Origin of the sequence: Archangium sp. (genome assembly GCF_036389735.1) — a bacterium.
Lineage (GTDB): Bacteria > Myxococcota > Myxococcia > Myxococcales > Myxococcaceae > Archangium.
This window is the reverse complement of record NZ_DASVWK010000071.1, coordinates 1-13,657: the sequence shown is the minus strand read 5'-3', so window position 1 is coordinate 13,657 and position 13,657 is coordinate 1. Positions and strand designations below refer to the sequence as shown.

Here is a 13,657-nt window from a genome sequence, read left to right as displayed (position 1 = left end):
AGTGGCCGCGCCCCTGCCCGCCTTCGTCTCCCGCCGGCGCCCGGACTGGGAGGCATTGAAGGACCTGCTCACCCGGCAGCGCGCCGGCACCCTGCGCCTGGAGGAGCTGCGCACGCTCGACGTCCTGTACCGCCGGGCGGCGTCGGACCTGGCGCACGCGCAGACCTTCTACGCGGGGACGGACGTCCACCGCTTCCTCAACCAGCTGTGCGGTCAGGCGTATGGCGCCATCTATCAGCCCCCGCGCGAGCGGTGGGCGTCCATCCTGGCCTTCTTCCGCCAGGACTTCCCCCGCACCCTGCGCGCCAACGGCGCCTTCGTGGCCACCAGCGCGGGCCTCTTCGTGCTGGGAATACTCCTGGGGGCGGTGGTGGTGCTGATGGAGCCGCGGGGCGCGGAGCTGCTCGTGCCCCAGAACCTGCGCGACTACATCGCCCGCAAGGAGATGTGGACGGACAGCATCCTCTCGGTGGCACCGCCCAATGCGGTGGCCTCGGGGATCGCCACCAACAACCTCACCGTCATCATCGTCACCTTCGCCTCGGGCATCCTGCTGGGGCTGGGGACGGTGTTCTCGCTGCTCAACAACGGCGTGCACCTGGGCTCGGTGGCGGCGCTGTGCGTGCACGAGGGCATGGGCCCCAAGCTCTTCGACTTCATCGCCGCGCACGGGCCGGTGGAGCTGTCCATCATCGTCATCGCTGGAGGCGCGGGGCTGATGGTGGGGCAGGCGCTCATCGACCCGGGCGAGCTGCCCCGGAGTCAGGCCCTGGTGCTGCGTGGGCGCGAGGCGGTGAAGCTGGTGCTCGGCTGCGCGCCCTTCCTGGCGCTCATCGCCGTGGTGGAGGGCTTCGTGTCTCCCGGCGACTTCTTCCCCTCCTGGGTGAAGGCCGTGCTGGGACTCGTGCTGGGGGGCCTCTTCTGGGCCTACCTGCTCCGCGCCGGCCGGAGCGAGGGGGCGAGTGCCCGGGACCAGGGCTCGGAAATCCAGGCCGGGTAGGGCAGAATCCGCCTATCCCCTTCGGAGAACCCATGTTCGGCAGACTCCTTCTCTGGGCGCGGCGCAACTCGCGCAAGGCCGTCGCGCTCGCCCTCGCCCCAGGCCTTCTCGCGCTCGCCTTCGATGCCGCCGTCGCGCACTGGGCCGGCAAGGACTTCGACAACCGGATGCAAGCGGTCCCGGTGGTCCATGGAGTCGTCGGCTTCGTCCTGATGACGCTCGTCTGCTTGCCGAAGTCCCGCGCGGTGTTCGCGTGGACGGCGCGCCTCGTCGGCGGGTCGGGCGTCGTCATCGGCCTCGTGGGGACGGTCCTCCACTGCCGTGAGCTGTTCGAGGAACTCCAGGGACAGTACACAGCCGCGAGCCTCGAGGGGGCCTTGTCCGTGGCACCGCCCCTGCTCGCTCCGCTCGGCTTCGCGGGTGTGGGCGCCGTGCTGTTCCTCCTGCCGAGCGCCAGGCTCCTGCTCCGACTGCGCGTGGGCAGCCCCCCCTCCGTGAGCACCGGCTCGGCCGAGGTCATCGAGCTCCACGAGGGACAGAGGCGCGCGGGCTGAGGACGAAAGGCCTTCTCGTGGGACGGCCGCTCGGACGGGGGCATGCCCGCTCGGCTGGTGACCGTGGGTTTGCCAGCACGGACGGCCATGCAGACGTTTGATTCGTGAAGAAGACGCCTGCCTCCAAGCTCCAGACCTATCGCGCCAAGCGCGACTTCTCTCTCACCTCCGAGCCGTCGCCCGATGTCGAGGCACCGCCCTCCACGGGATCGCCGCGCTTCATGATCCACAAGCACGACGCCACCCGGCTGCACTACGACGTGCGGCTGGAGATCGACGGCGTGCTCGCGAGCTGGGCCGTGCCCAAGGGGCCGAGCTACGACCCCAGCGAGAAGCGCCTCGCGGTGGAGACCGAGGACCACCCGCTGGCCTACGCCACCTTCGAGGGTCGCATCCCGGAGGGAGCCTATGGGGCCGGCGACTCGCTCATCTGGGACACCGGCACCTACGACACGGTGCCGCCGGGCCAGGAGAGCGCCCAGCGAAAGAAGGGCCACCTCACCCTCCAGTTCCACGGCCAGAAGCTCCAGGGGCGCTGGCACCTGCTCCGCACGCGCGCGAAGGGGGGGAAGTCCCAGTGGCTGTTCTTCAAGTCCCGGGATGAGCACGCGAGCACCACCTACGACATCACCGCCGAGCGGCCCGAGTCGGTGAAGAGTGGCCGAGCGGCGACGCGGGGACCCGAGCGTCGGCGCGCCCGCACGGGCACGAGCCGGTCCACCTCCCCCGAAGCGCTGCTGGAGAAGGTGTGGCCTCCGATGCTCGCGCGGCTCTCCACGCCCGAGGAGGTCGCCGAGGCGCCCCATGTCTTCGAGGTGAAGTACGACGGCTTCCGCGCGCTCGCCGCGATCAGCGGGGGCAAGGTCCGCATGCAGAGCCGCAACGCGGTGGACCTGGCGCCCCGCTTCCCCGCGCTCGCCCAGGCCCTCTCCCGCCTGAAGGTGCGCGAGGCGGTGCTCGACGCCGAGGTGGTGGCGCTCGACGAGCAGGGACGCAGCCGCTTCCAACTCCTCCAGAACGCCCGGGACAACGCGGACGTGGAGCAGCGCTTCGTGGCGTTCGATCTGCTCTGGCTCGATGGCGAGGATCTGCGCGAGCGGCCCCTGGAGGAGCGGCGCGAGTTGCTCGAGCGCGTCATGGCGGACGCCCAACTGCCGCTCCAGATCTCCGAGCGGATCGAACTGCCCATGGAGAAGGGGATCGCCGAGGCGCGCCGCCGCGGCTGGGAGGGGCTCATCGCCAAGCGCGTGGGCTCGCCCTATACCGGGGCGCGCTCGAGCGACTGGCTCAAGCTCAAGGTGCTGGCGGGCCAGGAGGTGGCGCTGCTCGGCTACCTCCCCATCACCAATGGCAAGCCGCAGATCGGCTCGCTCATCATCGGCGTCCACGGCCCGGACGGCTTCCACGAGGTGGGCAAGGTCGGCACCGGCTTCAGTACGAAGACGCGCACCGAGCTCAAGCGGCTGTTGGACAAGGACAAGGTGCGAGCCCCCGTGGCGGAGGATGCGCGCGACAGGAAGGGTGCCGTCTGGGTGAAGCCGCGACTGGTGGCCAACGTGAGCTTCACCGAGTGGACGACCGACGGTCGCCTGCGTCACCCCGTCTTCCAGGGCCTGCGCGACGACAAGAGCCCCGAAGAGGTGGTGCGCGAGCAGCCCTCGTCTCGGATGAGGAAGGTGAGACCGACGGCCAGCGAGGCCCGTGGCACCCGCCGCGTGAGCCGACCGCTCGCCGCCCGCACCGCCGCTCCCGTCACCTCCGACGAGGAGTTGCTCACCCACGGCGACCGCGTCCTCTACCCGGCCGACGGGCTGACCAAGGCGGACGTGTTCGCCTACTACCGCTCGGTGGCGCCCGTGCTCCTGCCGGTGCTGCGCGATCGTCCCCTCGCCCTCCAGCGATGGCCCGCGGGCATCCAGGCCCCCGGCTTCTTCCGTCAGGGGAGCCCCGACGTCCCCGACTGGGTCCCCACGATGCGGATCCAACACGAGGGCAAGGTGCTTCCGCACGTGAATGTGGTGAGCGAGGAGGTGCTGCTCCTGCTCGCCAACCGCGCGGCCCTCACGCTGCACATGTGGTCCAGCCACCAGCCGCGCCTGGACTCGGCCGACTGGGTGGTCTTCGATCTGGATCCCGGTGACGGCGGCTGGGACAGCGTCATCACCGTGGCGCTCGCCCTGCGCAAGCACCTCGAGGAGCTGGAGCTGGAGAGCTTCCCGAAGACGTCCGGCAAGCGCGGGATGCACGTGCTGGTGCCCGTGGCCCGAGGGCACACCTACGCGCGGACCCAGGCCTTCGCCAACGCGGTGGTGGGGATGCTGGAGCGCGAGCTGGGGGACATCGCCACCACCGAGCGCTCCATCAGCAAGCGCGGCGGCCGGCTCTACCTCGACGCGGGCCAGAACGCGCGCGGCAAGACGGTGGTGGCCCCCTACAGTCTGCGCGGGGTGGACGGCGCTCCCTTCTCCGCTCCGCTCAAGTGGAGCGAGGTGACCCGCCGGCTCGACCCCAAGCGCTTCAACCTGCGCACGCTCGCGCGCAGGCTCGACGCGGTGGGCGATCTCTTCGCGCCCGCGATGGCGGGGACACAGAAGCTGCCGAAGCTCCCGTGACTATCAAGAACATCTGATAGTCATTCCACGACACATCACATTCGCTGCCAGCCTCCTCATTCCATGTGAAGTGGCAAGGCAGCCCGGGCCGCGTAGGAGCGGTCATCGACGTGTCGTGTGACAGGGAGTCCACCATGCTTCCTCCTCGCATTCCCCAGCCGAGGCTCCTCCAAGTCTACCAAGAGGGAGCCCATCCGGCTGCACCGGAGAACACGAAGTGGAACCCGGAGGGCGCGTCCGTCTTCAGGATGGCCTGCCAGTTGGCCAGCAGGTGGAAGGTGCGCCGCTCTCCAGGGAGCAGGGGCTGAAAGCCCTCGAGGGGCTCGAGCACGTGGTAGTCACCACTGCCGGCCCGGTCCGCTTTCGAGATCCGGATGCCTTCCGCTCGCTCCCAGGACTCCGGGCCCCTGGTTCTCGAGCGTCAGTGCGGAGTGGAAGAACTTCCCGCGTCCCACGAGGTTGTCCACGGGCCGCCACTGGAGGGACAGGGCGGTCCGCGATGGGGGCGCTCCGTCCGGCGGCTTTGACTGGGGACCTCGGCACGCGGAGGCCAGGATGGCCACGAGTGGCCACAACAGGAGTCGTTTCATCGCCGGGGCTCGGGCCAGGGTGTCAGACGACTCGTATTAGCACCCGCCTCCTGCCTCCACCATACAACGGAGAGGGTGCGAAACGCGGGACGAGGCTCCGAGTGGCGGGTTCGATTCCCACCGCTCTGGGCCGAGCCCACTCCCAACGAGGAGGCGCGGATCGCCTTGGGGGACCAAATCGGTTCTTGACGGACCAAAGATTCGTGCATGCCCGAGCCCAGGTCTCGCCATAGAATTGTTTTCATGTCGGAGAGACCTTCAAAACGAAGCTGGATGGCGCTGAATTGGCTGAACTTTTTCGCGGCCGACATCAGCGACGGCGTGGGACCCTTCCTCGCCGTGTACCTTGCCTCCAACCTGAACTGGCAGGCGGGGGCCATCGGCATGGCCATCGCGGCCACGCAGTTGTCGATGGTCATTGGGCAAGCGCCGGCCGGGCTCGTGGTCGACCGAGCGCGCCGAAAGCGCCTGCCCATCATCGTCGCCTCCATCGTAGTCGGCTCGGTTGCTCTGCTCTGGCCGGCTCTTCGCACCCTGCCAACGGTCTTGGTCTGCCAGGTGGTGCTCGGGCTGGCCGCCTCGTTTTATGTGCCCAGCCTGGTGGCGCTGGCGGCCACGATGCGCGGGCGCGAGCACTTCGACCGCACCATCAGCAAAAACCAGAGCTACAACCACTCGGGCAACGTGGTCTCGGCGGTGATGACCGGCGTGGTGGCGCGCTTTACCAACAACGCCGGCATCTTCTATTGCATGACGAGCTTTGCGGTCCTCTGCACCCTCAGTGCCCTGTGCATCGCGCCCAAAGACGTAACAGTCCCCGCGCCCTCGCCGCAGGCGCAGACCGAGAAAAAGAAGAGCCTTTTCCGCGAGGTGCTGTGTAACAAGCCCTTCCTGATGTTTCTGCTGCTGACATTGGCCTTCTACTTTTCCAACGGGGCGATGCTGCCGTTGGTCGCACAGGAGATCGCCCAGGCCAAGCCGGAGAACTCAACCTTGTACTTGGCAGCTTGCATCATCATCGCCCAGCTGGTGATGGTGCCCACCGTGTTCGTGTGCGGCAAGCTGGCTGGACGGGGACGCAAGAAGCTGCTCACAATCGCTTTTCTGCTGCTCGCGATGAGGGGCGTGCTGTACTTCCTGACCAAAGACGTCAATGTGCTGCTCGGCCTTCAGGTGCTGGACGGAATGGCGGCGGGCACATTCAGCGTCGTGGCGATCATGGTCGTCCACGATCTGATGGGCTCCTCCGACCGGGCGAGCTTCGCCCAAGGGCTCTTGGCTTCCGCACTGAGCCTCGGGTCCATGTTGAGCAACTTGGCTGCCGGGTTCATCGTGGATGCCGCAGGCTTCCCGGCCGGCTTCGTGTTCCTGTCCGCGCTGGCCCTGGCTGCGCTGTTGCTCCTGTGGAAGGGAATGCCCGAGACGGCCAAAGGGAACGAGCGTGAAGCCCGGGCCGATGCTGCGCTCCGCGCGCCTACCACGCAGGACTTCTCACGTTGACAGGGGCGCCTTCAGTCCGAGCAGTCGGCGGTGCTCGAGGCCCCCGTGGATGCACGATAGGAATTGGGCGAAGCTCCAGGCTCAGAAGCTGGCATCGAGTTGCAGCCGGACGAAGTGGCGGGGCGTGCCGGAGTGCCCGAACACGTAGACGTAGTCGGACTGCAGCTTGAGGGCGTGGCCGTTGGCGTAGAAGTTCACGCCTCCGGCCACCTGCCGCCCCTGCGTCTCCGCGAGCTGGATGAACTGGGGATCCGTCCCGCCGCGCGCGAAGAGCTGCTCCCAGCGTCCGACGACCTCGACGGTGGGTTGGACGAGCATGCCCGCCTGCACGAAGTACCCGTAGCCGGACCGCGTCCACTCCTGCACGGGAGCACCAGCGGCAGTCATCCCCTGGAGCGAGTTCACGTTGGCACGACGCCACAGCCCCTCGGCCAGCAGCGAGAAACCGGCGTACTTGAAGACGACATCCACCGCCGCATTCGTGTAGTCCGTCGTGCCAACCACGAAGGTGGTGCCGTAGGTGCTGTTCTGGCGGTTCGTCGCGAGGTTGCGGGCACCGGCGATTCCAAGCGCGAGGCGCGGTCGCTTCTCGCGTGTGAGGTCGGACTCCTGGTCGTCGTCGAACGCGCCGAACGGGCGCACCGTGAAGCGCGCCACCGCGAGCGGTCCGAGCTTCTGGGGACCGAAGCGATTGCGCCCCTCGCCTCCGCCGATGAACAGGTTATAGGCGAGCCGATCCCCAAGGCCGAACAGGTTCGAGGACGAGAGCATGAGCCCCACGTCGCGATCCAACGACAGCTCTCGGACGACCTGCTGTCGGTCGACGAACTGGAGCGCGAACTCACGAATCGTGCGCGCGCGGTCGAAGGGAACGAAGAACTGACCGGCACGGATGTTGAGGTCCCTCAACCGGGTGTACTCGACGAAGGCATCGAAGACGGGCGAGGAGCTGTCGCGCTCGAAGTCACCACCACCGAACGCCAGCTGGACGTTGTAGCGAAGCTCCGGCGCGAGGACGTTGCCGTGCAAGGTGAGGCGCAGCGTCCGGACCTGCAGCTCGTTCGTCTCCGTGTCCCCCGAGTGGATGAAGGTATCGCGGAACTGGGCGCGGGCGCGGAGACCAAACGAGAAGCGTTCATCCGCGGTCTTCACCACGATGCCGCGGCCTGGAGCAGCGGTGACCGTCGCGGGTGATTCCTTGGGCTTGGACGGAGTGGCCACGGCGCTCGTCTCGGGCCGCGGAGGCTGCGTGGGGGCGGCCGCCTCCGGAGTGCCCTGGGCCTGGGCGGACGCGGCGGCGAGGAGAACAGCGACGACGAGCGGACGGAGCGATGGCTGGGAGGAGAGCACGGAGAGAGCTGGCACGGAGGCGCCTTGGGAAGTTGCGAGCTGCGTGAAGGGACAATTCGATGCGGCGTGGTCGACGCGCCACCTCGGGAACCGGGTCACACGCGAGGGCAACAACAGCGAAGGACGTTCATGAGGCGTCCAATATAGCGGACAAACATCCGCTCACAAGGACTTTCGCGCGCGAGCGCCGTGGACAGTTCCTCAGGACGGTCGGCCAACAACCCAGCCGGGCAACGCGGCCGCCTGCTTCACCCAGGTCGCCATCTGCGCCTCGTCGAGATCGTCCTCGTGGATGTCGATCCAGCGCGCGTCCTTGCCCGTGCCTCCGGGTGGAACGGGTCGCAGCGACGTGCCGCGGAAGAAGGTCACCTTCACGTAATGCGTGAAGGTGTGGAACCCCAGGAACAAGCCCTGGCCTTCGATGCCGTACATGGGCGAGTTCCACTTCACGGCCTTGCGCACGTTGGGCACGTTGCGCACGATGAGGGCGTCGAGGCGCTTCCCAATGGCGCGCTTCCAGCCCGGCATCGCGGCGATGTAGGCCTGCACCGGGGCGTCGCCGTCCGCCTTCGCGATGCGCGGATTGCCGCCCGAGAGGAGGACGGGGACCTTCTCGCCTTCTCGCACCTTGATCGGCTTGGCCTTCGCGCCTGCCTTCGCCGACGGGCCATTCTGGGCCACCGCGGCCTTCACGAGCGCCTTGAACGCGCCCGCGTCGACCTTCTCCCCTTCGTGGATGTCGATCGCCCTTCGCGTGTTGCCTTCCAAGCTGGAATTGAAGAGGCGCGATGGGTCTGGGATCCTGGCCCCCCGGGCGAACGTGAGCTTCACGACCTTCGTGTACGCCTCCCCGGTGCAGACAATCCCGTGGTGCGACCAGACCGGAGTGCCCATCCACTTCCACTCCTCGGTCATCTCGGGGTCGGCTTCAAGGATCAGCGCCCGCATGCGGGCCAGGGCCTCCCCGCGCCATCCCCCCAGGTCGCGGATCCGCTGGTCGATGAGCCGGGAAGCGGATTTCCCGGTCGCTTGCTCACGGCTGCTCATACCCGCCAGGACCGCTCCTTCGATGGGCGGGGACTTGGACCTGGTGGCCGACTTGCGTGGCTTGCTTGCGCGCGACGTGCCCTTGGCCTTGGGCTTCGCCTTTCCTGGCACGCCGTGCCCTATTCTCTCTTCTGCTTTCGGTTTGTCTGAATTGGCAATGTAAGAACCAACGTCTTTTGGCTTTGACATGAACTCATTATACGATCCCGAGGCTCGTAGGGGGGAGGACGAACGAACCCGGGGGCCGGGCGCGAGCGGCCCCAAGCCCCTCACTGCCCGAGCGACGAGGGCGGCGGCTTCGCACTGAAGGAGGGCACATAGCACTCCCCCTGGTACTCGAAGAGGTCCTCCGGGCACGGGGCCTTCAGCTTGTGAGGCATCCAGCAGGCGCCGACAAGCTCGACCTCGGTGTAGCGCGTGCAGGGGGGACGTTTCTGTCCCTTGAAGGGCTCTTTCGGGAGAGGTCGGGTGAGCACGGGTTGCCCCTGGGGAGTGGTGTCCGCCAGCGCCGCACGGAAGTCCGACGTCCCGGCTGCCGTGGGCACCTCGTGGCTCAAGGGTGCAGGTGGGGCGCTCGGGGGTTGGGACAGGGGGGCCAGACGCACCAGCACGAGGAGCAGGGCGCACACCGTGGCGGCGCTCACCCCGCCCAATCCCAGACGCCACCGGAGGCGGGGCTCGGGGGGGCCGGACACGGCGTGGGCCATGAGCCGCACTTCCTCGAGCACACCTTCCAACGTGGGCAGCAGCGACTCCGCCGACTGCCTGTCCTGGGCCCTGGCCCAGTCGGTGTGCTCCACTTCCAGGGCGGAGTAGCCCCGTGAAGCCCAGGAGCCGAGGAACACCCGCCAGTGCCTGCGCGGTGCCGCCCTCTCCTCGGGGGCGTGCTTGCGCACCAGGGCCGTGGCCCCGGTCGTCTCGTGCGTGGCCAGATACAGCCCCTCCTGGCCGTCATCGGACTGCTGCACCTGCTCCTGAATCAGGTACGGCCCCAACCGCTCCGGTTGCTCCCCACTCGCTTCGGACTTCTTCTCCTCGTCCACGCGCGCCTCCTCGCTGGCATCCCCACCTGCTGGAGGCCAGGTGCTCTTGTTCGCATGGACCGAGCCCGACTTCCAGGAGGTACTCGGTTCGTCAGGTGGAGGCCTACTCACCGCGGAGAGGGTGTCCGGAGTGGAATCCCTCCCCGAGGGTGTCAGTTGTCACACGTACGGAAGTTCGGCGCCAGGGAGTACGAGTACTTGCGTGAGCACGATGTGCTTCGGCCGCGGAACCTCGTCACCATCTCCGAGACCCTTGCCGGCTACTTGCGGCGTGGTCATGAAGTCCAGACGCGCTGGCATCGAAGCCTCGGACTCGCGCTCTTCGAGAGTCACTTCGGAAGTGACCGGATCAGCTCCTGGGAGTTTTGCGCCTTCTGGATGATGGAGAGCTCGCCGCTCGCCTCGAGCACGACCGCCTCGACTTCGCTCATGGACCCGAGGCCTCTGGCCCTGACGGCATCCTGGATGTCGGACTCGGCGAGGCGCGCGAGGCGCATGGCCTTCGAGATGTACCGCCCGTCGAAGTAGAGCAATGACGGGCTTGCGTTCACGAGGTCCGCGAAGCGTTTGGAGCGGACACGGAGGTACGAGACGCCGTACTGCAGGAAGGCCAGCAGCGCGAAGGCGGTGCAGGCCTCCGCCAAGGCGACTTCCTTCGCGGTCAAGATGCGCCCGAAGGCCGAGCCGACACCGACCGAGATGATGAAGTCGAAGAGATTCGTCCGACTGAGTGTCCGGGGCCCCGAGACGCGCAGGGTGACGAGCAGGAAGACGTAGGCGAACGTCCCCACGAAGAGGATCCGGAGAATCGGTACCCATCCGGAGAAGAGGAATGCTGGCTCAGCGCTCATGAACGTTCGCCGTCACTTTTCCACCGGTCCGGCTTTCGGGATGATGGAAATCTGGCCGCTCGTCTCCAGGATCGCGAACTTGATCTGATCCAAGCGCTCGATCTGATCCTTTCGCGCGCTGGAGAGAATGTCCTGCTCGTCGACGTAGGCACGCTTCATCCGGTCCCGTAACAAGCGACCGTTCTCGACGATGATGATCGGGCCTCCTTGCAGAAGATGCTCGATCCGGGGGCTTCTCGCCTTCCACCAGGCCATGAAGACGGTGCAGGCCACGAGCGTGATGATCACCAGGAGCGCGTACGTGACGGAGAGGTTCTGGCCGACGAGCGCGTTCTGGGAGGCTTCGCTGATGATCAGGAGCGTCACCATGTCGAACGTGTCCATCTCGGCCATGGAGCGCTTGCCGGCGATCGAGAAGACGACGAGAAGGAAGAAGTACAGAAAAAGAGGGCGAATGACGGCGTCCATGGTGTCCCTCCCTATGGCAAGAACAGCTGCTCGAGGCGAATCGTCGGACAGCTCTCGATGTCGATGCGTGTCGTCTGCAACCCCGCTGCCTCGGACTGGAAGACGAACCGGATCTCCCTCTGGCCTTCGCCCGCTTCGACCTCGAACTCGAACAGGGTCCCGTCGGCCGTGAGTCGCGTCATGGCCGGCTCCGGAACGATCTGATCCAATTGCATGCGGGAGAGCGCCTCGTTGTCGAGTGAGACACGAACCTTCCCAGACCGTGCCACTTCGGACGAGAGCTTGAGGCGATACGCCTGAGACGTGTCGCGATAGCCGATCCGCTCGTACTCGATCGAGCATCCGCCGCTCGAGGCCGTCTGATGGCTCAAGGGGCCTCCTCCGAACGCACCGGCCAGGCCGAGTGCGAGGATCAGGACCGCGACCGCGCGACCGGCCCGCTGGATCTTCCAGAGGCGCCGCTGCGCCCCCATGTTCTCTTCGATCTCGAGATCACCGTGTCGTGTGACGATTTCATCTCGTTCTTGATCGCTCATCCAACGGCTCCACCTTTGGACGCACCACCTTGACACCTCACGTCGCCTGGAGCGGCTGCGCGAATGCAGCGGACTCCAGGAGACGCCGCAACTGAGCGAGGTCCTCCTCCAAATGCTTCCTGGCTGTGCGGACGAAGATCGGCGTGGTGAGGGAGAACAAGCCACTGAGCCGGGCCTGCGTGCGGAAGGTCACGCGCGTACCGTCCCGGGTCCGCTCGAACAGGCGCCAGCCCAACACCTGGATGTGCGGGAGGCTCGCCCGGAGCACCACGCGCTCGGGAGGCACGTACTCGAGCACCTCGACGGGCACGTGCGCGCGCCGTCCGAGCAGGTGCACCCGCTGGATGAGCTGGACCCCGACGCCCAGGGGCCCTGTCGCCTCCACCTGCTCGACCACCGCGCTCCAGTCCGGGTCCTTCTTCGGGTCACTCGCCAGCGCGAAGACCTCGTCCAGAGGACGTCGGATGAGCACGCTCTGCTCCAGTTCGACCATCGCGCCTGCCTGCCTCTCCTCCGGGGACCCGAGCCGGGCACCTCGTCTCCCGAAAGATGGGTTGTCCGCTGGGTTCTGTCCGGCGAGCGAGCGAGGGTGGCCGGCTCGCCTGGAGTGCAGCCAGGCGCACGTCGACAGGGTAGAATCGTCGCGGAGCTTCTCCCATGAAGACCGAATTCATTCTGATCCGCCACGGTGAGACGGAGTGGAACTCCCTGGGGCGCCTGCAGGGGCACCTGGACAGTCCACTGAGCGCCAAGGGCCTGCGCCAGGCCGACGCGCTCGGCGCGCGCCTCGCGTCCGTCTCCTTCCATGCGCTCTACTGTAGTGACCTGGGGCGGGCCCTGGAGACGGCGCGCCGCATCGCCGCGCGCACGGGCCACCCCGTCCGCCAGGACCCGCGCCTGCGCGAGCGCGGCCTGGGCCTCCTGGAAGGGCTCACGCGGGAGGAGGCGAGTCAACGCCACCCCGAGGTATTCGCGGAGTACTCGGCGGGCGGGCCGGACTTCGTCGTCCCCGGTGGGGAGAGCACGTCGCAGCGGCTGCGCCATGCGGTCGAGTGCCTGGAGGAACTCGGAGCCCGCCATGCGGGAGCGCGCATCGTGGTCGTCACGCATGGCGGCGTCCTCAGCAGCCTGTTCCGGCACTGCCTGGGGATTCCGTCCGGCACGCCGCGCGCCTTCTCCGTGCTCAACGCGAGTTGGAGCCAGTTCGACTATCACGCGAGGGCCTTCCGGCTGGTGACCTGGGGGGACGTGAACCACCTGAGGGACGCCAGCCGCGACGACACGTGAGCGGCGGCTCGGCGAGAGCCAGCCCGCGGCGTTGGACGTGGGCTCGGCTCAGAGGGGCGGGAATCGAAGCCGCTACGGGCGGTGCGAAACCCCCAGTAGAATTGCGTCCTTGCCTTGCAGCCGCCAGAATGATTGGGAGTCGATATCCCTCCTGCGTGCTCGTTAGTCGCCGTCGGAGCGTGCTGGCATACTCCAGAACAGGACCCGCCAGGTCCTGACTTGATTGGAGGGCCCGGCCATGCCTCTCCGCGCGTGCATCGCACTTCTGCTCTATGTCTCGGCTTGTACGATGACACCGCCCAGCCCAAGAGAGCCAGCGGCCCGCGACCCAAGGCTCGCCAATCTCCAGCGAGCGGCGACGCTGCCCTGGACGGACAGGGGGCAGTGCGCCGTCCAGGAGGCTTCCGAGCCCTGGCCCGTGCTGGCAGAGCGGTGCTTTTATGCACTCGACCATGACCGGGTGCGGTTCAGGGACACGACGGGGCGCTGTGCGGTGGCCTCAGCGGGCGCTGCTGTCGTAGGGGTCGGGCTCTGCGTCCTGGCGGCACCGGAGATCGTCGTGGGAGCGGTGATCGTCGCGAGCGTGGTGGTGGTGGGATTCGCCATCAAAGAGGCCCTGGATGCATATGAGCTGAAATGGACCGAGCAAGAAGACGTAAAGCCCGCACCTGAAACGCGCCCCGTGCCTGAAATGAAGCCCGCTCCGCAGGAACCCTCGCCGAAAAAAAGGCCCAAGCCGGAGCCAAAAGGGCCGGACTTCCCTCCCGTGGGGCCAACCGAGGTCACGGAGCGAGAGCGCCGCCCGGAGTGCAAGCCTCG

At 67.4% G+C, this 13,657-nt stretch carries 13 protein-coding genes and 1 pseudogene; 6 read left to right on the top strand and 8 right to left on the bottom strand.

Annotated features, from left to right (window positions below):
• The first annotated feature begins 1 nt into the window (after position 1).
• The 3 genes from VF794_RS02805 (at position 2) to ligD (ending at position 4,166) form a co-directional block, all read left to right on the top strand.
• Positions 2-1,000: a stage II sporulation protein M gene (locus VF794_RS02805; RefSeq protein ID WP_331107440.1), complete on the top strand. Its 999-nt coding sequence runs from the start codon at positions 2-4 to the stop codon at positions 998-1,000.
• 32 nt (positions 1,001-1,032) lie between these two features.
• Entirely contained in the window at positions 1,033-1,554 is a 522-nt protein-coding gene (locus VF794_RS02800; protein WP_331107437.1) for a hypothetical protein, read from the top strand.
• Between the two features lie 104 nt (positions 1,555-1,658).
• Entirely contained in the window at positions 1,659-4,166 is a 2,508-nt protein-coding gene (gene ligD, locus VF794_RS02795) for a DNA ligase D (RefSeq protein ID WP_331107435.1), read from the top strand.
• Positions 4,167-4,341: 175 nt separating this feature from the next.
• Here ligD and VF794_RS02790 read toward each other — a convergent pair whose 3' ends face one another.
• Positions 4,342-4,497, bottom strand: coding sequence for a hypothetical protein (locus VF794_RS02790; RefSeq protein WP_331107433.1), 156 nt, complete (start codon positions 4,495-4,497; stop codon positions 4,342-4,344).
• 532 nt (positions 4,498-5,029) lie between these two features.
• On the opposite strand from VF794_RS02790, the gene VF794_RS02785 reads away from it, so the two are divergent.
• Positions 5,030-6,256, top strand: a complete 1,227-nt coding sequence (locus VF794_RS02785) for an MFS transporter (RefSeq protein WP_331107431.1) — start codon at positions 5,030-5,032, stop codon at positions 6,254-6,256.
• 81 nt (positions 6,257-6,337) lie between these two features.
• Here VF794_RS02785 and VF794_RS02780 read toward each other — a convergent pair whose 3' ends face one another.
• The 7 genes from VF794_RS02780 to VF794_RS02750 form a co-directional block, all read right to left on the bottom strand.
• Positions 6,338-7,621: a porin gene (locus VF794_RS02780; protein ID WP_331107429.1), complete on the bottom strand. Its 1,284-nt coding sequence runs from the start codon at positions 7,619-7,621 to the stop codon at positions 6,338-6,340.
• 186 nt (positions 7,622-7,807) lie between these two features.
• Positions 7,808-8,653, bottom strand: a complete 846-nt coding sequence (locus VF794_RS02775; protein WP_331107427.1) for a DUF1801 domain-containing protein — start codon at positions 8,651-8,653, stop codon at positions 7,808-7,810.
• Positions 8,654-8,922: 269 nt separating this feature from the next.
• Positions 8,923-9,696, bottom strand: a complete 774-nt coding sequence (locus VF794_RS02770) for a hypothetical protein (RefSeq protein WP_331107425.1) — start codon at positions 9,694-9,696, stop codon at positions 8,923-8,925.
• A gap of 329 nt (positions 9,697-10,025) precedes the next feature.
• Positions 10,026-10,547: a DUF421 domain-containing protein gene (locus tag VF794_RS02765; protein ID WP_331107423.1), complete on the bottom strand. Its 522-nt coding sequence runs from the start codon at positions 10,545-10,547 to the stop codon at positions 10,026-10,028.
• Between the two features lie 12 nt (positions 10,548-10,559).
• Entirely contained in the window at positions 10,560-11,015 is a 456-nt protein-coding gene (locus VF794_RS02760) for a DUF421 domain-containing protein (protein ID WP_331107421.1), read from the bottom strand.
• Positions 11,016-11,026: 11 nt separating this feature from the next.
• Complete coding sequence (locus VF794_RS02755; protein WP_331107419.1) at positions 11,027-11,551, bottom strand: hypothetical protein; 525 nt, start codon at positions 11,549-11,551, stop codon at positions 11,027-11,029.
• Positions 11,552-11,588: 37 nt separating this feature from the next.
• Complete coding sequence (locus VF794_RS02750) at positions 11,589-12,044, bottom strand: SRPBCC family protein (protein ID WP_331107417.1); 456 nt, start codon at positions 12,042-12,044, stop codon at positions 11,589-11,591.
• A gap of 164 nt (positions 12,045-12,208) precedes the next feature.
• On the opposite strand from VF794_RS02750, the gene VF794_RS02745 reads away from it, so the two are divergent.
• Together VF794_RS02745 and VF794_RS02740 are read left to right on the top strand one after the other, a co-directional pair.
• A complete protein-coding gene (locus tag VF794_RS02745; RefSeq protein WP_331107415.1) occupies positions 12,209-12,838 on the top strand; it encodes a histidine phosphatase family protein in 630 nt (209 codons plus the stop codon).
• 559 nt (positions 12,839-13,397) lie between these two features.
• Positions 13,398-13,657, top strand: a pseudogene (locus VF794_RS02740) (hypothetical protein); the annotation flags it as partial.

Coding starts and splice junctions, on each gene's coding strand:
- VF794_RS02800 (WP_331107437.1), top strand. CDS start 1,033: ATGTTCGGCAGACTCCTTCTCTGGGCGCGGCGCAACTCGCGCAAGGCC.
- VF794_RS02785 (WP_331107431.1), top strand. CDS start 5,030: ATGGCGCTGAATTGGCTGAACTTTTTCGCGGCCGACATCAGCGACGGC.
- VF794_RS02775 (WP_331107427.1), bottom strand. CDS start 8,653: ATGAGCAGCCGTGAGCAAGCGACCGGGAAATCCGCTTCCCGGCTCATC.
- VF794_RS02765 (WP_331107423.1), bottom strand. CDS start 10,547: ATGAGCGCTGAGCCAGCATTCCTCTTCTCCGGATGGGTACCGATTCTC.
- VF794_RS02760 (WP_331107421.1), bottom strand. CDS start 11,015: ATGGACGCCGTCATTCGCCCTCTTTTTCTGTACTTCTTCCTTCTCGTC.
- VF794_RS02755 (WP_331107419.1), bottom strand. CDS start 11,551: ATGAGCGATCAAGAACGAGATGAAATCGTCACACGACACGGTGATCTC.
- VF794_RS02750 (WP_331107417.1), bottom strand. CDS start 12,044: ATGGTCGAACTGGAGCAGAGCGTGCTCATCCGACGTCCTCTGGACGAG.
- VF794_RS02745 (WP_331107415.1), top strand. CDS start 12,209: ATGAAGACCGAATTCATTCTGATCCGCCACGGTGAGACGGAGTGGAAC.